Here is a 20,555-nt window from a genome sequence, read left to right on the forward strand (position 1 = left end):
GTTGGAATTGAATTCCCGGGATTAGGGTGACAGGCGCACTCCGGTTCGTGTTGCATGCGAGGCCGTCCCCCCCCACCTGGAACCCGGACCGTTCGCTCGCTCCGGGCGTACCGGAAGTGAACTCCCCATGCCCGATTCAACGTCGAAGACCGTTCCCGAGACCGCCGGCTCCAGACCGGCCGGGGCACCACCGGCGGCAGCGAAGGGCGAGGCTCCACGGGTCGCCGTCGCGAGCCTGATCGGCACGACGATCGAGTACTACGACTTCGCCGTGTACGGCACCGCCGCCGCGCTCGTCCTCGGCCCCGCCTTCTTCCCCTCCGGCAATGCCACCGCTTCTTCCCTGGCCGCGTTCCTCACCTTCGCCGCGGCCTTCCTCTCCCGCCCCCTCGGCGTCGTACTGTTCGGGACGATCGGTGACCGACTGGGCCGCCGACAGGCCCTGGTCATCTCGCTGCTGCTGATGGGTGTGGCGACGGTCGGCGTCGGACTGCTGCCGACGTACGAGAGCGCCGGACTCCTCGCTCCCGTACTGCTGGTGACGCTCCGTCTGCTGCAGGGCGTGAGCATGGGCGGTGAGTGGGGCGGGGCGGTACTGCTCGCCGCGGAGCACGCGCCACCCGGACGCCGAGCGCTGTACGCGGCCATCCCGAACGTCGGCCCCTCGCTCGGCTTCCTCCTCTCCACCGCCGTCATCCTGCCCACCCTCAACATCGCGGGCCAGGACGGCTTCGCGGACGGCGCCTGGCGGATCCCGTTCCTGCTCAGCTTCGTGCTCTTCGTGATCGGCCTGTGGGTGCGGTCGAGGGTCTCCGAGTCACCTGTCTTCAGCTCGGCGGCCGGCCCTACGGCACCCGCACCTGCGTCCCGTTTCCCGCTCGGTACGCTTCTCAAGCAGCACCCCGGCCGGCTGCTGCTCGGCACGGGCGCGGCGATCGGCGGCTCGGCCGTCTACTACCTGACGATCGTCTACAGCCTGTCGTACGCGCCTCAGGCACTCGGCATCTCCCGGAACACCATGCTGACCGCAGCGAGCATCGGCGCGGCGGCCGGAATCGCCCTCACCCTCCCGGCCGCCAGACTGGCCGACCGGATAGGCCGCCGCCCCGTGATGCTCACCGGAGCCATCGGCAGCGTGCTGTGGGCCGTACCGATGTACGCCTCGCTGAGCTCACGAAACGCCCTGCTGATCACCGGCGCCTACGCCCTCGGCCTCATGCTGCTGGCGCTGATGTTCTCCCCCATGGCGGCCTTCCTCGCCGAACTCTTCCCCGCCCGCCTGCGCTACACCGGAGCCTCCGCCACCTTCATCCTCGCCAACACCCTGGGCGGCGGCTTCGCCCCAAGCATCGCCACCTGGCTGAACAGCCAGTGGGACTCCCCGCTCGTACTGGGCTTCTACACAGGCGGGCTATGCCTGCTGAGCCTCGCGTGTCTGCTCGCCCTGCCGGAGACTCGGGACGACGCCTTCGATTCCTGAGGGTTCATAGCCCTGCCGGCCCGCCACTCCCGGTACGAGGTTCGAGCGCTATGCGGGTGCCGTAGTCACCTGTCAAGATCGGCTACCACAGCGTAGTGATCTGATGGGGCCAGGTCGCCGGTGCCGGCCAGCGCCGAGGCCCGGAAGGCGAGGGGACGGCCGGGGGTTCCGAAGCGGGCGAGGATGTGATCGATCCGTCCATCGGCCAGCCACTCGTCGGGGCCGACGAACCGGTTGTCCGTTGTGAAGGTGTAACCGGGCTCGCCGGGATGTGTGGTGGCCCAGGCATCGACGAGAGCCTGGGCCAGGGGCTGGAACTCCGGTGTGCCGGGCCGCGAGTTGAGGTCGGCGGCAAGGATGACCGGCAGCGGTCCGTCGAGAGCCGGATCGGTGAGGAGTGCGGCCAGGGCGCGGTTCTGGGCGAGCCGGGCACCAGCACGTTCGGCCTCCCAGTCGGGGCAGGCGGTCACGACGTGCAACGGGCCGGCCGGGTGGTCGAAGGTGGCCACGAGTGCGACCGAGGGTTCACCGAGTTCCGGTGTGCTGCCATCGGGCCCGTCGGGCAGGAGGTGCAGCCGGTGCCTGAGGACTGGCCACCGCCCGAGCACCGCCAGGCCAAGGAGGACATGCTCGGAGTCATCTGATGGTGGCCGTGGCATCCGGCTCCGACCGAAGACCGCGTGGAGACCAAGTGACGCCGCCAACTCGTCGGCCTGGCATCCATCATGCGCACTCCACGTCTCCTGCAGGCACACGACGTCGGCACCCGGACCGCTCGGCCCCGTACGCGGAAGCCATGGAGTTCAGCCGCTGTTGGGCTGGGTGATGGTCGCCAGTTCTTCCCACCGCTTGCCGTTGTAGCGGTCGATCCAGGCAGGAGCGTTGGTACGGAGGGATTTGGCGTACGGGTCGCCGGCAAAGGTGTACCGGCCGAGAAGGCCCGTCACTTCGTCGTTGTTCCGTATGACCTCGCCAAGACGTTCGCGGATGTTTCCGGTGGTGCCACCAGCGCCGCGCTCGATACCCGGGTCGGTCAGTGCTTCAGCCAGGACCACCGCTGCGTCGTGAATCTCCGCCGCTCCCCGTTGCGCGGGGAGCGAGGCCGCGTATGCGGAACCGTCGTCGGAGACGGTGCGGTAGCGCAGCAGCCCCGTCGGGCCGGGTGCCCGTTTCTTATCGGTCTGTCCGCAGGAGATCTCCGGCAGGTCGGGGACGAGAACCGGCCCGTCGAACTCCGCCGCAAGCCGCCACTGGGCGGCGGGCTCGCCGAATCTGACCTTGTCGTAGTCGAAGGTCTCGAACAACAGGGCTTCCGCACCGGAGTTCTTGATGCGGCCGATATTCGCGTCGGCATCCTCGTAGAACTCCGTCATATGAGTAACGGCGACTCGCACACCTTTCTCCTGGAGGGCAGAGCGGAGTTCCGGCCCGAACGTGCTGGCCTTGTTCATGATCATGAGCGCCACGGACCGAACGGTACGGACGTCTCCGAGGTAGGACGCGAGTGCCTTGGCGAGTGCCGACTCCGACGCGTGGAGCGGGAACGGAGCGGTGTCGGGCCAGGCCAGCGAGGAGCTACGGCCAGCCGCATAGTCGGTGGAGCCATCGCGAAAGCCGCAGGTGTCGAATGCGATGAGGTGATTGACCGAATCGGGGAGCAGCCGTGCCCCCGGTGGCTTCTCGGCGTACGTGTCTCCGATCACCGCGATCAGGCCGGGATCCTCCTCCACCTCGTCCCATTTTCCGGTGCCGGGTTCGATGGCAACCACCTTGACCGGTTTATCGATGCGGAACGATTTCTTCCTCGATGCGAGTACGTTCTCAACGACCTTGACCATGGGGTTCATTGCCTTCGCGTCGCCGACGAGGGCGATGAGGTATCGGTCCGGAGCCTTCGGGACAGGTGCCACAGCCTCTTCAGTCGGCTCTGCGCCCTCCGCGGTCGGCTCTATGCCCTCCGCGGTCGGCTCTGTGCCCTCCACGCTCGGCTCCCGGACCTCTTCGGCCGGCTTTGGGGGCGCACTCTGGGAGCCCGAGCTGAAGTAATCGGTGCGCACAGCCACCGCGCCCAGGGAGATCAACAGGGCCATTCCGAGGCCCGCCGCCACGAGCTTTGCGGATGCCGGGGTCGTTTCCCTCCGGGCGCTAGGTTCCGTTCCCGCCTCTCGCTCCGGCTGCGGCTGCGGGCCGAGGGGCTTCGGCTCCGTGGCAGCTTCCGCGGCGAGCGTGGAGAGGGTCGCGGGCCGGGAGGGCCCGACCGACGCCGGAGTCTGTCCGGTGCCGCGCTGCGGATTTGGATCCGGAGCGGATGCGGGCGGGGACTGCGACTCCGGCACGGACTCCTCGTGCACGTCCTGTGCGGCGCGCAGGGCCTCGATACGCACCCGCGCCTGCTGCGCGTCGCCGGGGCGCTGGTCCGGCTCCTTGGCCATCAGGTCCAGGATCAGCGTGTCGACAGTGGTGGACAGTTCGGCGCGGGCCCGGCTGGGGAGCAGTGGCTGGTCGTGCAGGTGGTTGTACATCACCCCGGCGGCCGGGCCGGTGAACGGGGGCCTGCCGACCAGGAGTTCGTACAGCACGCAGCCCAGGCCGTACAGGTCGGTGCGCCCGTCGCTGGGCTCCTGCCGGAACCGCTCCGGGGCCATGTACAGCACGCTGCCCACGGGCAGCTGGCCCGGCCGGGTCAGCCGGGCCGACCCGGACACCGCCTCTGCGGCCTCCAGCAATCCCGCTATGCCGAAGTCGAGGACGACAGCCGTGCCGTCGGCACGCACCATGACATTGGCGGGCTTGATGTCGCGGTGGACGATTCCCGCCGCGTGTGCGAGGGCCAGAGCACGACAGATCTGTCCGGCCCAGTCGAGGGCCTGCCGCAACGGAACCCGGCCCTCGGCACGCAGCACCTGTTCCAGGGAACGGCCGACAACCAGTTCCATGATCAGGTATGGGGTGTCCCCGTCCGTACCGTGGTCGTGGACGGTAACGATGTGGGGGCTGTCCAGCCCCGCCGCGGCGCGCGCCTCCCGTCGAAAACGGCCGAGCAGCTCCGCGCGTTCCTCGGCGTCGCTGTCCTCCGGCGGAGAGAAGACCTTGAGGGCGACCTCCCGGCCCAAGTCCTCGTCCCGGGCCCGCCAGACCTCCCCCATGCCACCCGCGCCCAGCCTCTCCAGAAGCCGATACCGCCCACTCACCAGCCGTCCCCGCACGACGTCCCCCGTCCCCCTGTGCGGAAAATCCGCAACGTCAACAGAGCGAGCGCCACCCCCTGGCCCCCACGTGCGCGAACTCGTGCGAGCGTGGGCGCGATGGCCAATCAGAGCCCTGTATATGCGTGTTCGTACCCACTCAGTACACCTGTACGCACGCACGAGTGCGACCCCGCGACCGGCGTGGCAGCACGACCCGGCCCATCGTCTCGCGCTGCGCCGCAGTGATCTGCTCGGCCACCGGCCTGCTCACGCCGTGCTCAAGAAATCGCCGCCCTGGACGGGGATTCCACCCTGCCGACGTGATGCGGTAACCCTCTTGTAGCCCGAGGATCATTCCCGCTTTTCCTGGCCTGGACGCCGTTGTTCGCTGTGCTTGATCTGCGGACGTTTTACGTTCTACTGTCCTGCAAGCGCTCCCACTGTGCCGCCCGTCTCCACCGACGTACGGGGAAGGCGTGCACACCTTCTGTCCCCCCACATGTACGCGGTACTTCTCCCCTACCTGTGAGGGATGCAGAGCCATGCGAGGGTTACTCACCACCAGGGCCGCCAGGCGCACTCTGCGTCCGATCGCCGACCTCATCGATCAGCGCATCGACCGCCGGATCCGCCGCGCCATCAGGGACACCGACGGGGAACTGCAGCGCGAGCTGGCGGCACTGCGTCGGCGCCAACAGCCCCTCGAGCTGCTGTTCAACTCAACAGGGCGCGGAGTGTCGCGACTCCCCGCCGAGGTCCATCTCAAGCGCGCCATCGACGAGTTGGCGCTGATGACCGGGGACAGCGACGGCGCGGAGCGCAATATCGCCCAGGCGTTCCGGTTGCTCATCGCCCTGGAGGCGCTCGGAGTCGGCCGGATCGCCGGCGGCACCATGAACATCTGCGGCAAGCTCGCCGCCGTACCGCTGCTCGACCCGCCGAACGACGAGATCCTGGAGATCGGCACCCTGTACGGAATGTTCGGCGCGGCCCTGATCCGGATGATGGAGCGCGCGGGCCGCGACCCGAGCCTGACGATCGTCGACCCGCTCGCCGGCCTGCAGCTCCAGCCCGGCACCACCGAGCGAGGCGACCCCACGGGCACACCCGTGCGCGGGCCCGCGGTGCGCACCAACCTGGCTCTGGCGGGCACGGCCGGAGCCGCAGCCCGCATCCAGCAGGGCTTCTCCGAGGACCCCGAGGTGCGCGCCCTGCTCTCCGACCGCTCCTACGGAGTGATCATCATCGACGGCGACCACTCCGCCCCCGGCGTCCTCGCTGATCTGGCGTGGGCCGAGCAGATCGTCGCGCCCGGAGGCATCGTCGTACTCGACGACTTCGGGCACCCCAAGTGGCCCGGCATCAAAGAGGCCTACGACAAGCACATGGCCACGGACACCCGGCTGACCTTCCTCGGTCAGGTGGCAAACTCGGGCTATCTGCGCGCGAGCGCGAAGAGCCAGGACGCCTCGGGCTGACGAGGGTCGCCGTGTGACTTCCGAGCAGCACGCGGTCCCGGCCGTCGCCGGCCGGTTACGCGGCGGCCGGGGCCGGGCACGCAGGGTCCGGGCAGCGAATTGCCCCTTGACCTGCCCAAATGCAGACCAAGGGGCGACTTCGGCACGAAACTAGACGTTGAAACGGAACTCCACCACAACTACTCTGACCTGCGGTTATGCGGGCGCATCCCAGCACCATCCCAGCACGGGATTCACTGCAAAGTACAAGAAGATCCAGAAGCGTCAAGATACGCGTCAACGCCCGCCCGGATACAGGCCGCGCAGCGCTCAAGACGCTGTAATAGTTTCTGTACTAGACTTGCGGCCATGAAGCCACCCCGCCCCGGCGGCACGGAGAACATCTCCGTCTCGATGCCCTCGGAACTTCTCGGTGCTCTGCGCACACGTACCGGCAAGCGCGGCGTGTCCGCGTATGTGACGGCAGCGGTCCGGCATCAGCTCGCCATGGATGGCCTCGCCGAGATCGTGGCCGCCTACGAAGCCGAGCACGAGCCGCTGAGCGAGGCCGAGATCCAGGCCGCGCAGAGCGAACTGTTCGGTGACGCTCCGGCGCCCTACGCGTCGAACGACAGCGCCGCATGAAGGAGCCCGCGGCCAGGTCCCTGGTGCTCGACTCCCAGGCGCTGTCGCTGCTGTTGCGCAACGACCGCCAGATGATCACCCGGATCGAGGCCGCTCGGCGCGTGGGCGTGCCCGTCCTCGTATCGGCCCTGACCGTGGTGGAGGCCGTCTACGGGAAGACAGATACCGCCCGGCTGCGCTGGGTGCTCTCCCGCCTTCAAGTCCAAGACGTCACCCAGGCGGACAGTTTCACTGCGGTGCAGCTCCTGAGCGACGCCGGCGGCCTGCACGGCCACAAGTACGCCATCGACGCCCTCGTAGCCGCGATGGCGCTCCGCTCCCCGGCACCTGTCCTCGTAATGACCTCGGACCGCGACGACTGGTCGAAACTGTGCGGCGACGGAGTACAGATCAAGGATGTCTGACCTTGGCGTTCACTCAGCTTGCATTGCTGTCTCGCCGACCCCGCGCTGGGCCCAACGAACCCCGTGGAGTCATTTTGAAGGGCCCGGGAGGGGCAAGGTTGAGTGAGCGGTGCCACGGTCGGCTGCGCGAGACATAGCGGATGAGCGGTGGCGGCGTACACGAGTTGCGCGAGGGTGCAGTCCTCTGGCGTTGGGGACCTTGGACCGTCTCCTCAGCGCGAGTAGTCCGCGAGGGTGAGTAGCAGGTGTGCCGACTCAGCGCGCACGTGATCGGAATGGGCACCTGCCGGATTGAGGTGGCGCCCGCGAACATACACGTCGGAGGCGTCGACGTTGACGAAACGGTGGTCGAGCGCGGAGTGCGGATACCGCTCGTCGAGTGGCAACAGGGTTGTGGTGAACATGGGCGCGGGGGCCGGACCAATTCCGGAGTGCCCGATGCCGGGTTGCTGCTCGGCCCGCAGGTGCCAGAACCCTGTCGCCCGGTCGTGACGGGAGTAAGTGGCGACGACAGGCCCCCTCAGCGGAGCGCCGTCATGCGCCTCGCTCGGCAGGATGTTCGGAAAGAGCGAGAGGAACGCGTCCCGGCGTGCGGCCATCTGGAATAGCAGCATGCTGTCGGCGGTGAACGGGCGGGATGGCGAGTGGTCCGTCACGCTCCAGCCGAGTGTGTCATCGAGGCGGGCGTCTGCCGACCATTGGACCGCCTCGCACAGGAAGCGACAGCCGAATGAGTGCCCGACGAGGTGGAGGTACTGACCGTCTCGGTTGGCGAGCACAGGCGCTGCTCCAGGGTCGGCGCGCTCGGCGTCCAGATAGCCGAGGAGCCGGCCCAGGATGTGGGCGGCGTGGCCTCCTCCGTCGCGTGCGCCCATCGCGTGCGCCCGGTCCCGGATCCTGCGGTAGCCGGTGGGGGTGACCAGGCTGGAGGATGGCCAGCGCACGACGACACACCATGGGCTGAAGCCCTTGGCCGCTAGGGTCGGATACCGGGCCGGGGCTGCCACAAGAACGCCGTGCATCAGAGCCAACAGTCGCTCGGCGGTGCGGTAGGCGGAGTCGGGTGAGGTCTGCCAACCGTGGACATAGACGAGTATGTCCGTCGCCCAGACAGGCGGGGCGAGACGCTCCTCGAAGTAATGGCGCAGCCAGGCCTCGGGTACAGGCTCACCCGTGTCAGCGTCGAGCAGCCAGCCCGTCGCATCCAGGTCAACGACCTCCACCGTGCCGACACGGCTCACGCCTCGCCTCCACTTGTCCGATCCAGGCGAGCATCCATGCCGCAGTGCAGACCGTAGGCGAACCCCAGGGGATTCCGGTATCGGGCGGCGAAGTCCCGGGCCAACTCATGAGTGATCTGGCCAGCGCTCGCCGCCCCGCGCAAGTAGCGGGTGACGAACTCGAGCGCGTACTCGGCGGCAAACGCCTGCGGCATCGCGATCTGCGGCCCGAGCACGCCCTGCGCGCCGTGCTCGATGAGCATGCTCCCAAGGAACGCTCGGTCCGCACTCGCCGCGGAGACTCCAGTGTGGCAGGCGTTTAGTAGGACAAACGGTCGGAAACAACCGTGCCGGTAGTTTGCCCTTAGCTCACGTACGGTGTAGCCGTCGAAGGGGGTGCCGTCAGCGAGCCTGATGACCAGGGTCGGGGGTTCGGGAACGTTGCCGACGAACTCTCCGTGGCACCAGAAGTACATCAACTGCTCGTCCAGCTCGGGCTTCCCCAGATCGCGGACTAGTTCCTCATAGGTCGTTCGCACGGTGTACTCCGTGCCCGCCGCCAGTGCCTTCGCGACTTCATCCGCACGGGTCGCGCTGCCCACGCGGACGTCGTGGTTCAGACTGACCGAGGGCCGCTCGTGGGCTGCTCCGGGCGGACCGATCCACGCGTAGGCATCACCGGTGTGCTCGATCTGGTGCCGATGGCCGAGGAAACGAGTGAAGAGAACCTCCAAGGTTGCAGGCACGGTGAAATCTTCGGTTGTGCACAGCATTGGCCAGGGCAGATGTAGATCAGAGTCGAACCGTACCCGCAGCCCCTCCTGGGACAAGGCCGAACGCAGGGAGGTACGGAACATCTTGGTCGGTTCGTCGTCACCACGCAGCAGAGTGCCAAAGAGCAGTGATTCCCCGCTGCGAGCCAGATCGGCCACTATCTGGCGCAGCTCCTCCTCAGGTTCGGCACTGAGGTCTGCGGACGTTGCGTACGGGCGCCGTCGACCCTGTAGAGACCGACCCAGGTCGTCGACCGGCTGGAAATCAACGAACTCCGATTTCCATCGGGCACGGAGCCGGGCCGCCGCCCCATGGACCTCATCGGGCCGGGCATGCAGGTCAACCTTATGCTCGGTGCCGTGGAGTGCCGGAACGGCCGATCCTGACATCCGCGCCCGGATCCGACCTCCACCGAGGACGTCGAAGCTGACGCGAAGGTCGGGAGCCTCCGTCGTCAGGTGCGGCAAGAAGCGGAAGCCGTCGCTGGGGTCCTGAACAATGCGGGTGGTCAATTCACGGGGCATCAGTCAGGCCCTCCCCGTGCGTGGCCGCGGCTGTCTAATCCCCGAGCCGCTGGGCTTCGTCTCCATGATGGGCAGGTCGGCCTCCACCTGCTGCAAGACGGTGCCTGTGTCCTGATGCACCAGGGTGAACCGGATCCGGTGTGTACCGGGCTCCAGGGCCGTGAAGCGGAACTGCTCGGATTCGGCGTCTCCAGGGTGGTACGCCATCGTGGCTGGTGCAACCTCCGCGCCGCTCAACGGCACGGCCACGATGTCCAGCGCGGGCCGCTCACCCGGGCGGGCCCAGGGGTGCTGGGACTCAGCGACCAGCTTCAGTGTCACGTGTACTGGAGTCCCCACACTGGGGTTGTCGTCCAAGAGCGTCAGATGCGCTCGGCAGCGTGGCGGTGCCGAAAGCGCCGGAGGTGGCACGTCAATCGCAACCACGCTACCGGCGGCTGCATAGGACTCGACCGCTGCTTCGTAGAAGGCATCCGCGAGGGCCACGATGATCGCGTTGATGGCCGGCCCGTCGGTGAAGAAGTAGTCAGCCATCGTGTTGTGGGCGTCCTGGTTGTCTGCGACTGCCTCCGTGACTGCCGCTTGGAAGTCCTGTGACTCCAGGAACTGCTTCTTGGAATTCACCTTGGTCTGCTGGACCAAGTTCGGGTCGGCGAGCAGCAGCTGCACGAGGCCCTGTACGAACTCCCTGATCTGGGAGGCAGCGAACGTTTCGGCGCCGAAGAGGTCGTTCATCTTGTCTATGACGACCTGAAGCGCGACGTACTTCGGATCCTTCTTCTCACCCGTACCGGCGGCGCTGATGCCCTTCAGCTGTCCGTCGCCCACGAGTGAGATGTCGACGGGGATCGCCTTGTTGTGCTTGACCCCGACTAGCACCACGTCAGAGAGGTCCACGTCGGCTGCCCAAGCGGACTCGGCAATCACCTTCTCCAGCAGGCGCAGGAAGATCGAGAGCATCTCCATGTAGGGATCGCCATAGTCGACGATCTGGGACATGAAGTCGTAGAGCCGTACGTAGGTGGAGACGTCCTTTCGGAACAGATCGAGCTCCTGGAGCTTTACCTTGTCTTCCTCCTCGATCGCCCGCGCGTAGCGGCGGCGGAAGTCGTGCTGCGCCGGGCTGATCGCTGCCGAGAGAGCGTTGTTGCCCTTCCGTGTCACCCACAGTGCGGCGACCTTCCGGACGTCGTCCTCGGTGTAGATCCCGGCCTGGGCAAGCTTGTTGGCCAGGTGGACGACGACATACGGGTCGGTCTCAGTCTCCAGAGTCGCGTTCTTGAAGTACGGCTCGAAGGCCGTCCTGATGTCCTCGGGCTTGTTGGCGAAGTCGATGACGAACGTCTTGCGCTTCTGCTCCCCACCAGCGGTGCGGTGGGTGCGGTTGAGGCGCGAAAGCGTCTGCACCGCGGTGACGCCCGACAGCTTCTTGTCGACGTACATCGCCGAAAGCAAGGGCTGGTCAAAGCCAGTCTGGAACTTGTTGGCGACCAGCATGATCTTGTACGTGTCGCCCTTGAACGCAGCCGCCAGATCAGCCCCGGCGCCGGGGTTCATATTGGCCTCGGTGAACTCGTCATCCTTCGACGGCTGCGGACCCCAGTCGCTGTGCCAGGTCTCGTCCTCGGGCATCGTCACCCCGCCCGAAAAGGCGACCAGGGTGCGGTAGTTGTACGAGGCGTCCTCGGCGCGGCGCTTAGCGATGTAGGCGTCTATCGCCAGCTTGTACTTCACCGCGGACTTGCGGGAGTCGGTCACCACCATGGCCTTCGCCTTGCCTTCGAGGAGGTAGGCGACGTTGGCGTGGAAGTGCTCGACGACGATCTGCACCTTCTGGCTGACGTTCGTCGGGTGGAGCTGAACCCACCTCATCAGCCCCTTGCGGGCGGCGGCCTCCTCGACCTCGCCTCCGTCACCGGCCTCGGCCTTGCCGGCGATCTGCAACGCGGTGTCGTAGGACTGGTAGCCCTTGAGGACGTCGAGGATGTATCCCTCCTCGATCGCCTGCTTCATCGAGTACAGGTGGAACTCGCCCGGCTTGCCGTCGGGGCCCTTGCGGCCGAATAGTTCGAGGGTCTTGTTCTTCGGCGTCGCGGTGAACGCAAAGTAGGAGATGTTCTCCGATTCGGCCCGCTCGGTCATCTCCGAGGCCAGCACCGACTCCACATCGACATCCCCGCCCTCCTCGATCTCCTTGAGCTCCTCGGCCGTCAGTACCTGCTTCAGCTTCGAGGAGATCTGCCCCGACTGAGAGGAATGCGCCTCATCAGCGATCACGGCGAATCGCTTGCCCTTCAGGCTGGCGTCGGTCCGGATCTCTTCCAGCGCGTGCGGGAAGGTCTGCACTGTCACCGCGATGATGAGCTCGCCGCTCTTCAACGCCTGCGCCAGCAGACCCGACTTCGACTTCGCGCCGGCCTTGCGGACGTCCTCGGGACTGATCGTCGCGACAATCTTCTTGTTCCCGTCGATCTGCCGGATCGCATCCTGCAGCTGGGAGTCGAGCACGGTACGGTCCACGACCACGATGACGGAGTCGAAGACCTTCTTGTCGTCGGCATCATGCAGTCGGGCCAGCCCGTGGGCGGTCCAGGCGATGGTGTTCGTCTTTCCTGACCCGGCCGAGTGCTCGATCAAGTACCGGTGTCCGACACCCTCCTCCTTCACTGCGGCGACGATGCTCGTAACGGCCTCCCACTGGTGGAAGCGCGGGAAGAGCATGCTCGTACGCCGCACCGAGGTGCCGGTGGTGACGTCCCACTCCTCCTTGGTCTGCACGATCATCAGCCGCCCGATGACGTTCAGCCACGCGTGCTTCTCCCAGACGCGTTCCCATAGGTACGCCGTCGCCGACCCGTCGTCCACGCCAGGCGGGTTGCCGGCACCACTTTCGAAGCCGATGTTGAACGGCAGGAAGTGGGTCTTGTCCCCCTCCAGCTTCGTGGTCATGGCCGCTAGGCCGTTGGAGACCGCGAAGTGCACCAGCGCCCGGTGACCGAACGACAGCAGCGGCTCCGGGCGCCCGTTCGTCAGCGGGTTGCGGTCGTGCTTGTACTGGTTGATCGCCTCGTCCAGCGACTGGGTGAAGTCGGTCTTCAGCTCCACCGTGGCCACTGGGAGCCCGTTGACGAAGAACACCAGATCGATGGTGCGCTGGTCGGCGGTCGAGAAGTGCACCTGGCGCACCACCCGCACCCGCATCGACTCGTAATGCGACACGGTGGTCGCGTTGAGCGAGGTTTCGGGGCGGAACTGGGCCATCTTCAACCGGCCGCCACCGATGTACTGCACCCCGTTGCGGAGAATATTCAGCGTCCCACCGCCGTGCTCCAGCGGCTTGTCCAGCGCCGCGGTCAGCACGTCGAGGAACTTCGCCTGTGACCCCGCTGCCTTCAGCGCCTTCTCGTACGCCGGTTTCTGCGTGTCCTTCAGCCACTCGAACAGATCCGACGGGAACAACGCCCGCTCACGGTCGTACTCGCCGCCGTCGTGGTCGTTCACCGAGTACAGCCAGCCGCGCGCCTCGAGGTACTCGCAGATCTCCTTCTCGAAGACGGCCTCATTGTGGTCGGCCATCACGCCGTCTCTCGTACGTCGATCTGTCCTGTCACGGCCGCCGTGATCAGTGCCGATCGGCGTTCCTTTGAGAGTTCGATGAACCGTGCGGCCTCTTCGATGAGCATGTCGATTTTCGAGGTCTCCTCGTCCAGGTATTCGACGATACGGCGCTGCTCGTCGAGCGGTGGAAGCGGGATGCGGAAGGCTTTGAGATCTCCCATACCGATGGTTCGGATGGTTGATCCGTTCTGGAACGAGTCGAAGAAGGGTTGCATCGCATCTTCAAACAAGACCCAGAGGTACTCCGGGTCCAGATCTGGTCCGCATACCCATGCCGCGAAGTGTTGCGACGTCGCCATCGGAACACCCATGATCGCCGTACGCCCGACAGTCGCGTCTCGGGAGAGGACGACAGTCCGTGCCGGGAGAAGGCGGGCGGAGCTGTTGGCGATCCCGGCATCACTGATGCGCTGAGCCGTGTCGTGCAGGTACTTGACGCCCCGCATCATCCCAACATCGTGGAGGCTTACCCACGGGATATAACAGTCCTGCCACCAGTCCTCGCGCGAGCGGCTCGGTGTATGTCCGCTTTCAAGTTCAGCGACTGAGGTGAGCGGGACAACGCGCCAGTGTGCTGGCAGTTTCGTTGCCCAGGGAAGAGGGCTCTCGACTTCTTCGGTCTGAGCCGTTCCATGCAAGGCGACGCTGACACGGAGCGCAAACCGCCGCTCGCGGAGCATCTCGATCAGCCGCTGTTGCTCCTCAATGAACGTGTCGATGCGGGCCGTCTCACGATCGAGGTAGTCGGCGATGGCCCTCTGTTCTTCCAGCGGCGGCACTGGGATCGCCATGCTGAGGAAGACGTCGGGGTAGATCCGAAGGCGCGACGACCAGATGCCGCGGGAGAGGCGAGTCATCTCCATCACGTACGGGGTCGATCGGTAGAGGTAGTCGTAAAACCCAGGATAGAAGGGTGCGTGCGGACGCGGCCTGTACACACCGTACGCGGGGCTCACGATGCCAGCCTGCTTCGAGACGCCGAGCGCCCCCATCCACGCCCACATCGTGTTGATGACGAGATCGCCCGCGTCCACGAGGCGGTAGCCATCGAGGCTCTCCGCTGTAGTCATCGTCACGTTCTTCTCTGACCTCGGGGTGATCCCGGTCAGATGCGACACGCTGAGAAGTTCTTCTGTGCCTTCGGGCGAAACAGACAACGACTCTGCCAGGAGTTCTTTGTTTCTGCTCCAGCGCCAGCGGGATGGGACGCTGCCAGCCCAAGCCTGCTCAAGATCAAACTGGGCTTGTGTCATCCCTCAACCTCCCGCAGCAGATCGAGGATCTTGGCAACCTGCTTCTCCAGATCGGCGTCGATCTCCGCGAGCGGACGAGGCGGAACGTACTTGTAAAAGTGCCGCGTGAAGGGGATCTCGTAACCCGTCTTGGTCTTGGCCCAGTCGATCCAAGCGTCGGGAACGTGCGGCTTCACCTCCGCATCGAAGTACGCCTGGATGACTTCGCGCTCCGCCGCCGCACCGGCGGTCGAGCCGCCGTAAGTGAAGGGCACGTTCTCCGTGTCGCGCTTCTTCGAATCGGACTTCGGTTCGCCCTTGCGGTTGACGACAGGGTTCCCGCCCTCGTCCAGCAGGGGGCGCTCGACGGTGACCGTCCAGTAGCCGAACTCGTCGTTGCGCAGCACCTTGGAGAGCTCGGGATCGGCGTCCTCGAAGTCGTCGTACAGCCGCAGGACCTCGGCGCGGTCAGCGTCACTGATCTCGCGTCCCTTGGCACCGAGGTTCTTGCGCATCTTGGTCCAGAACGACGTGCCGTCGATCAGCTGCACCTTGCCCTGGCGGTCGGCGTGCTTGGTGTTGTCCAGAATCCAGATGTAGGTGGCGATGCCGGTGTTGAAGAACATGTTGGTCGGCAGGGCCACGATCGCCTCGACCAGGTCGTTCTCCAGCAGCCACCGGCGGATGTTGGAAGGGCCGGATTCAGCTCCGCCGTTGAAGAGCGGAGAGCCGTTCATGACGATGCCGACGCGGCCGCCGCCGTCCTCGGGTGCGCGCATCTTGTGGGCTAGGTGAAGCAGGAAGAGCATCTGCCCGTCGGAAGTCGCGGGGAGGCCCGGCGCGAAGCGGCCGTAGGGGCCGGCGGAGTCTCGCTCCTCCTTGACCGCCTTGGCGTACTGCTTCCAGTCCACGCCGTAGGGCGGGTTGGACATGCAGTAGTCGAACTGGCGGCCCTTGAAGGCGTCGTCAGTGAGCGTGTTACCGAAGGCGATGTTGGTCGCGTAGTGGCCCTTGGCGAGCAGGTCGGACTTGCAGATGGCGTACGACTGCGGGTTGTACTCCTGGCCGTACAGGCCGAGCTTCGCGCCGGGATTCTCGGCGAGCAGGTGCTCCTCGGCCAGGGAGAGCATGCCGCCTGTGCCGGCGGTGGGGTCGTACAGCGATCGGATGATGCCGCCCTCGGTGAGGTCGACGTCCTTCTCCGCGAAGAGCAGGTCGACCAGCAGCCGGATCGCGTCGCGCGGCGTGTAGTGGTCGCCGGAGGTCTCGTTCGCTGCCTCGTTGAATTTGCGGATGATGTATTCGAAGGCGTCGCCCATGTCGGAGTTCGACACCACATCAGGGTGGAGGTCGACCTTGCCGAAGGACTTGACGATCTCGCGTAGGAGCCCGGCTTTCTCCAGAGCCAGGATCTCCTTCTTGAAGTCGAAGTACTCGAACACGTCCACGTCGCCGGAGAACCGGTCGATGTAGTCGGCCAGGTTGTCCGCCAGCCCGTCCGCGTCGGCCAGCAAGTTCGCGAACGAGTAGTTGGAGGTGTTGTAGAAGGTCCGGCCCGTGGCCTTCTTAACCTCGACCTTGAGCCGGTTCGGGTTCTCGAACTTCGCTGCCAGCTCTCGCACCGTCGCCTGATCGGGCTCAAGGATGCAGTCGAGTCGCCGCAGGATCGTGAACGGGAGGACCACTGTCCCGTACTGGTTGGGGCGATAGGGGCCCCGAAGTTGGTCAGCGATAGACCAGATGAAGCTACCGAGCGCGCTCACAAGTTCCTCACGAGAATCGTCTAGCAGTGGCGATCACTTTGCCAGAGCCAGCAGTCGCCGTCCCACGGTTCGGCCACTCACCAGAGCAGAACCCAGCACCGGCGCCGCATCCACGTCCCAGCACAATCCCAGCACGGTACGGATGACCAGGGATGACGACAGGTGACGAGGGGTCAGCTATCCCAGCACCATCCCAGCACGGGAAAAACCAAGGGCCCGACCCTGAAGAGTCGGCCCCTCTCTGACCTGCATGTTTGCCAGATCAGTAACGTGGTGATACGTCAGCCGCTACACGTTGAAGCGGAACTCCACCACATCCCCATCCCGCATCACATACTCCTTGCCCTCCATCCGCGCCTTCCCCTTGGCGCGCGCCTCGGCGACCGAACCCGTCTCCACCAGGTCCTCGAAGGAGATGATCTCCGCCTTGATGAAGCCCTTCTGGAAGTCGGTGTGGATGACTCCGGCGGCCTCGGGGGCCGTGGCGCCCTTCTTGATGGTCCAGGCGCGGGATTCCTTGGGGCCGGCCGTGAGGTAGGTCTGGAGGCCGAGGGTGTTGAAGCCGACTCGGGCGAGTGTGGCGAGGCCGGGTTCCTCGGCGCCGACGGACTGGAGGAGCTCCAGGGCGTCCTCGTCGTCGAGTTCGGCGAGGTCCGCCTCCAGCTTGGCGTTCAGGAAGATCGCCTCGCCGGGGGCGACCAGGGCGCGCTGCTCGGCCTTGAAGGTCTCGTCGGTCAGTTCGTCCTCGTCGACATTGAAGACGTACAGGAACGGCTTGACGGTGAGCAGGTGCAGGTCGTGGAGGAGGGACTCTTGGTCCGAGTCCTGCTTGATACCCGCGGCGAACAGGGTCTGACCGGCGTCCAGGATCTCCTTGGCCGCCTCGACCGCGGCCACCTTCGGCGCTACGTCCTTCTTGATCCGTGACTCCTTCTGGAGGCGCGGCAGGACCTTCTCGATGGTCTGCAGGTCCGCGAGGATCAGCTCGGTGTTGATCGTCTCGATGTCGTCCTTCGGCGAGATCTTGCCGTCGACGTGTACGACGTCCTCGTCCCTGAAGGCACGGATGACCTGGCAGATCGCGTCGGACTCACGGATGTTCGCCAGGAACTTGTTCCCCAGCCCCTCGCCCTCGCTCGCGCCGCGCACGATGCCCGCGATGTCGACGAAGTCGACGGTGGCGGGGAGGACCTTCTGCGAACCGAAGATCTCGGCCAGCTTCGCCAGCCGGGTGTCGGGGACGCCGACCACGCCGACGTTCGGCTCGATCGTGGCGAACGGGTAGTTGGCCGCCAGCACGTCGTTCTTGGTCAGGGCGTTGAACAGGGTCGACTTGCCGACATTCGGCAGACCGACGATTCCGATCGTGAGCGACACGTTGCGACTTCCCGTAACTGAGATTGGAGGGGACCCGGGCGGACCGATCCACCAGTCTACGGCGTGCGGCGCCCCGGACCGGCGACGTATCGAACGCTTGGCCAAGGTCGATCAAAACGCGTGTCCCGGCAGCCATTCGACAGATAAACCGACCTAAGTTGGACCAGTGGAGCAACACAGGACGCGTCCCCTCCAGCCCTGGCCCCAGCCCCGGCCTCCCGCACGACCGCGAAGCGGCCCGCCCGTTCCACCGCAGGCCGCGCGCGGCGGAGCCCGTACGCCCCAGCAGGTCCGGCCCGGCGTTTACCGGGAGCCGCTGCCCGTGTCCCCGCTGGTGCGGGCGGTGCGCAGAATGCCGAACCCGAGGCTCACCGGACTCGGCAGCGGTCTGTTCTGCCTCGCGTCGATGTTCGCGCTCGCCCTTCTCGACCGGCTGCTGTTCGGGTCGTCCCTCCTCGTCTACGGGGTGCTGTTCCTGCCGGTCTGCGCGCTGACCGCGATCTGGGTGCGCCGGGCCGACCTCGTCACCGCGCCGATCGCCGTGCCCATCGCGTTCGCCTTCGGGCTGCTGCCCATCGCCGACAGCGACGGAGGGTTCTGGGACGGGCTGATGGGCCTGTTCACCGCCCTCGCGATGCACGCGGGCTGGTTGTACGGCGGCACGCTGATCGCCGGCCTCATCGTGACGGTCCGCAAGGTACGCATGATGAGCCGGCGGCCTGCACAGCGCCGAGCGCCAGCCCAGCCCCCGCGGCCTCCGGCCCAGAAGAGACGCCCGGCCCAGACTCAGCCGCGACGCCGCACGACCTGAGGCGAGTCCGAGGTCCGACACCCCGTCTCCTGCAACAGCCCGACCCGCCCGCCATCTCCTACGAACCACTCCAGAGTCGTACGAGACGGACCCGCCACCGTCGTACAAGCCGGACCGCCACCGTCGTACGAGCCGGAGGGGCCCCGACCGCTACCCCGCCTTGGCCGCCCGCATGGCCGCCCCCACGATCCCCGCGTTGTTCTGCAACTGCGCCGGGACGATTTCCGCCTTGATGCCCTCGATCAGCGGCAGGAACTTGTGCGACTTGCGGCTGACCCCGCCCCCGATGATGAAGAGCTCGGGCGAGAAGAGCATCTCCACATGCGCGAGATACTTCTGGACGCGCCCGGCCCAGTCACCCCAGCTCAGCTCGTGGTCGTCCTTGGCCTTGGTGGAGGCGTGCTTCTCGGCGTCGTGGCCGTGCAGTTCGAGGTGGCCCAGCTCCGTGTTCGGCACGAGGGCGCCCTCTACGAAGAGCGCGCTGCCTATGCCCGTACCGAAGGTGAGGACGATGACCGTGCCCTGACGGTCACGCCCCGCGCCGAACCGCATCTCGGCCACGCCCGCCGCATCCGCGTCGTTCAGGATCGTCACCGGGAGCCCGCCGAGCCGCTCGCTCAACAACTCACGCCCGTCGACGTCCACCCAGCCCTTGTCCACATTGGCGGCCGTACGGATGGTGGCACCGCCGGTGACCACGCCCGGGAACGTGACCCCGACCGGCCCCGTCCAGCCGAAGTGGCCGACGACCTCCTTCACCCCGTCGGCCACCGCGTCGGGGGTCGAGGGGTGCGGAGTGAGCACCTTGTGGCGCTCGGCCGCGAGGTCTCCCAGGTCCAGGTCCACGGGAGCGCCCTTGATCCCTGATCCACCGATGTCCACGCCGAAGATCTGCATGGGCACCACGTTACGACGTACGACTGACAGTCACTTCCCGGCCGTACCTTCCGGCTACTTCTCGGCCGTGCGCTCCGCCACCAGGTCCGCAGCCTCCGCGCGCAGATCGCGGCGCAGTTCCTTGGGCAGCGAGAAGGTGATGGATTCCTCGGCGGCCTTGACGATCTCGACGTCCTCGAAGCCGCGGCCGGCGAGGAACTCCAGGACCTGCTCGACCAGCACCTCCGGCACGGACGCTCCCGAGGTGACGCCGACCGTCGTGACGCCCTCCAGCCAGGCCTCGTCGATCTCGTCCGCGAAGTCCACGAGGTACGCCTCACGCGCGCCCGCGAGCTTGGCGACCTCCACGAGGCGCTTGGAGTTGGAGGAGTTGCGCGAGCCGACCACGATGACCAGGTCGGAATCGGCGCCCATCTGCTTCACGGCGAGCTGACGGTTCTGCGTGGCGTAGCAGATGTCATCGCTCGGCGGGGCGATGAGCTGCGGGAACTTCTCCTTGAGGGCATCGACCGTCTCCATGGTCTCGTCCACGGAGAGCGTGGTCTGGGAGAGCCAGACAACCTTGGAGGGGTCACGGACCTCGACGTTCGCGACGTCCTCCGGACCGTCGACGAGCGTGATGTGGTCGGGCGCCTCCCCGGACGTACCGATGACCTCCTCGTGCCCCTCGTGACCGATCAGCAGGATGTCGAAATCGTCCTGGGCGAACCGGACGGCTTCCTTGTGGACCTTCGTGACCAGCGGGCAGGTCGCGTCAATGGTGGCGAGCTTGCCCTCGGCAGCCTCGTCATGAACGACGGGCGCGACGCCATGCGCCGAGAACATGACGATCGACCCTTCGGGGACCTCCGCCGTCTGCTCGACGAAAATCGCACCCTTCTTCTCCAGGGTCTGCACGACGTACTTGTTGTGGACGATTTCGTGGCGGACATAGATAGGGGCCCCGTACTGCTCCAGGGCCTTCTCGACGGCGATCACGGCGCGGTCCACACCCGCGCAGTAGCCCCTGGGGGCGGCAAGCAGGACACGGCGGCCAGTAGAAGCAGTCATGCCAACCATCGTAAGGGCCGCGCCCGGCACCCCGAAGATCGCACTGTGGACAGCCGGGAGCGCACAGAAGGCCAGAGTCCCCACCCCCGGGGCGTGAACGCGCACCCCCATGGCC

At 66.4% G+C, this 20,555-nt stretch carries 15 protein-coding genes; 5 read left to right on the forward strand and 10 right to left on the reverse strand.

Going from position 1 to position 20,555, the window contains the following annotated elements:
- Positions 1–127 precede the first annotated feature (127 nt).
- Positions 128–1,480 carry an MFS transporter gene (locus tag G6048_RS22445; protein ID WP_165341381.1) on the forward strand — a complete coding sequence of 451 codons (1,353 nt, stop codon included), beginning with the start codon at positions 128–130 and terminating at the stop codon, positions 1,478–1,480.
- 65 nt (positions 1,481–1,545) lie between these two features.
- Here the strand turns inward: G6048_RS22445 and G6048_RS22450 are convergent, their stop codons facing one another.
- Positions 1,546–2,235, reverse strand: coding sequence for an endonuclease/exonuclease/phosphatase family protein (locus G6048_RS22450; protein ID WP_165341382.1), 690 nt, complete (start codon positions 2,233–2,235; stop codon positions 1,546–1,548).
- Positions 2,236–2,283: 48 nt separating this feature from the next.
- The gene (locus tag G6048_RS22455; RefSeq protein ID WP_328826667.1) at positions 2,284–4,848 is read right to left on the reverse strand and encodes a protein kinase domain-containing protein; all 2,565 of its coding nucleotides are present in this window, start codon (positions 4,846–4,848) and stop codon (positions 2,284–2,286) included.
- 362 nt (positions 4,849–5,210) lie between these two features.
- Between G6048_RS22455 and G6048_RS22460 the strand changes: the two genes are divergently transcribed.
- The 3 genes from G6048_RS22460 to G6048_RS22470 all read left to right on the forward strand — a co-directional run bounded on the left by G6048_RS22460 (position 5,211) and on the right by G6048_RS22470 (position 7,174).
- Entirely contained in the window at positions 5,211–6,146 is a 936-nt protein-coding gene (locus G6048_RS22460) for a class I SAM-dependent methyltransferase (protein WP_165341384.1), read from the forward strand.
- Positions 6,147–6,494: 348 nt separating this feature from the next.
- Positions 6,495–6,770 (forward strand): hypothetical protein, encoded by a 276-nt coding sequence (locus tag G6048_RS22465; RefSeq protein ID WP_057610003.1) that lies wholly within the window; start codon positions 6,495–6,497, stop codon positions 6,768–6,770.
- Positions 6,767–7,174: a PIN domain-containing protein gene (locus tag G6048_RS22470; RefSeq protein WP_165341385.1), complete on the forward strand. Its 408-nt coding sequence runs from the start codon at positions 6,767–6,769 to the stop codon at positions 7,172–7,174. The genes G6048_RS22465 and G6048_RS22470 overlap by 4 nt, the downstream gene beginning before the upstream one ends.
- A 212-nt stretch (positions 7,175–7,386) precedes the next feature.
- Here G6048_RS22470 and G6048_RS22475 read toward each other — a convergent pair whose 3' ends face one another.
- From G6048_RS22475 to ychF, 6 genes are all read right to left on the reverse strand, one after another.
- Positions 7,387–8,415 carry a hypothetical protein gene (locus tag G6048_RS22475; protein WP_328826671.1) on the reverse strand — a complete coding sequence of 343 codons (1,029 nt, stop codon included), beginning with the start codon at positions 8,413–8,415 and terminating at the stop codon, positions 7,387–7,389.
- Positions 8,412–9,692, reverse strand: coding sequence for a CHAT domain-containing protein (locus G6048_RS22480; protein ID WP_165341386.1), 1,281 nt, complete (start codon positions 9,690–9,692; stop codon positions 8,412–8,414). Before G6048_RS22480 ends, G6048_RS22475 begins: the two co-directional genes overlap by 4 nt.
- Before the next feature lie 3 nt (positions 9,693–9,695).
- Positions 9,696–13,268, reverse strand: coding sequence for a type I restriction endonuclease subunit R (locus G6048_RS22485; protein ID WP_235990187.1), 3,573 nt, complete (start codon positions 13,266–13,268; stop codon positions 9,696–9,698).
- The gene (locus tag G6048_RS22490) at positions 13,268–14,563 is read right to left on the reverse strand and encodes a restriction endonuclease subunit S (protein WP_165341387.1); all 1,296 of its coding nucleotides are present in this window, start codon (positions 14,561–14,563) and stop codon (positions 13,268–13,270) included. The genes G6048_RS22485 and G6048_RS22490 overlap by 1 nt, the downstream gene beginning before the upstream one ends.
- Positions 14,560–16,305 carry a type I restriction-modification system subunit M gene (locus G6048_RS22495; RefSeq protein ID WP_165341388.1) on the reverse strand — a complete coding sequence of 582 codons (1,746 nt, stop codon included), beginning with the start codon at positions 16,303–16,305 and terminating at the stop codon, positions 14,560–14,562. Before G6048_RS22495 ends, G6048_RS22490 begins: the two co-directional genes overlap by 4 nt.
- Positions 16,306–16,593: 288 nt before the next feature.
- On the reverse strand, positions 16,594–17,682 hold the full coding sequence (gene ychF, locus G6048_RS22500) for a redox-regulated ATPase YchF (protein WP_165341389.1): 1,089 nt from the start codon (positions 17,680–17,682) through the stop codon (positions 16,594–16,596).
- A 352-nt stretch (positions 17,683–18,034) separates the two neighbouring features.
- Here ychF and G6048_RS22505 point away from each other — a divergent pair, with 352 nt between their 5' ends.
- A complete protein-coding gene (locus G6048_RS22505) occupies positions 18,035–18,493 on the forward strand; it encodes a DUF6542 domain-containing protein (protein ID WP_206341984.1) in 459 nt (152 codons plus the stop codon).
- Positions 18,494–18,643: 150 nt separating this feature from the next.
- On the opposite strand, the gene ppgK is transcribed toward G6048_RS22505, so the two are convergent.
- Together ppgK and G6048_RS22515 are read right to left on the reverse strand one after the other, a co-directional pair.
- Positions 18,644–19,390: a polyphosphate--glucose phosphotransferase gene (ppgK, locus tag G6048_RS22510; RefSeq protein WP_165341391.1), complete on the reverse strand. Its 747-nt coding sequence runs from the start codon at positions 19,388–19,390 to the stop codon at positions 18,644–18,646.
- A 54-nt stretch (positions 19,391–19,444) separates the two neighbouring features.
- Positions 19,445–20,449 (reverse strand): 4-hydroxy-3-methylbut-2-enyl diphosphate reductase, encoded by a 1,005-nt coding sequence (locus G6048_RS22515; protein WP_165341392.1) that lies wholly within the window; start codon positions 20,447–20,449, stop codon positions 19,445–19,447.
- Between the last annotated feature and the right edge of the window lie 106 nt (positions 20,450–20,555).

It is taken from the genome of Streptomyces ureilyticus (assembly GCF_011045025.1).
In the GTDB taxonomy this organism is placed as follows: Bacteria; Actinomycetota; Actinomycetes; order Streptomycetales; family Streptomycetaceae; genus Streptomyces; species Streptomyces ureilyticus.

Coding starts and splice junctions, on each gene's coding strand:
- G6048_RS22480 (WP_165341386.1), bottom strand. CDS start 9,692: ATGCCCCGTGAATTGACCACCCGCATTGTTCAGGACCCCAGCGACGGC.
- G6048_RS22465 (WP_057610003.1), top strand. CDS start 6,495: ATGAAGCCACCCCGCCCCGGCGGCACGGAGAACATCTCCGTCTCGATG.
- G6048_RS22505 (WP_206341984.1), top strand. CDS start 18,035: ATGCCGAACCCGAGGCTCACCGGACTCGGCAGCGGTCTGTTCTGCCTC.
- G6048_RS22460 (WP_165341384.1), top strand. CDS start 5,211: ATGCGAGGGTTACTCACCACCAGGGCCGCCAGGCGCACTCTGCGTCCG.
- G6048_RS22470 (WP_165341385.1), top strand. CDS start 6,767: ATGAAGGAGCCCGCGGCCAGGTCCCTGGTGCTCGACTCCCAGGCGCTG.
- G6048_RS22485 (WP_235990187.1), bottom strand. CDS start 13,268: ATGGCCGACCACAATGAGGCCGTCTTCGAGAAGGAGATCTGCGAGTAC.
- ppgK (WP_165341391.1), bottom strand. CDS start 19,390: ATGCAGATCTTCGGCGTGGACATCGGTGGATCAGGGATCAAGGGCGCT.
- G6048_RS22515 (WP_165341392.1), bottom strand. CDS start 20,449: ATGGTTGGCATGACTGCTTCTACTGGCCGCCGTGTCCTGCTTGCCGCC.
- G6048_RS22445 (WP_165341381.1), top strand. CDS start 128: ATGCCCGATTCAACGTCGAAGACCGTTCCCGAGACCGCCGGCTCCAGA.
- G6048_RS22490 (WP_165341387.1), bottom strand. CDS start 14,563: ATGACACAAGCCCAGTTTGATCTTGAGCAGGCTTGGGCTGGCAGCGTC.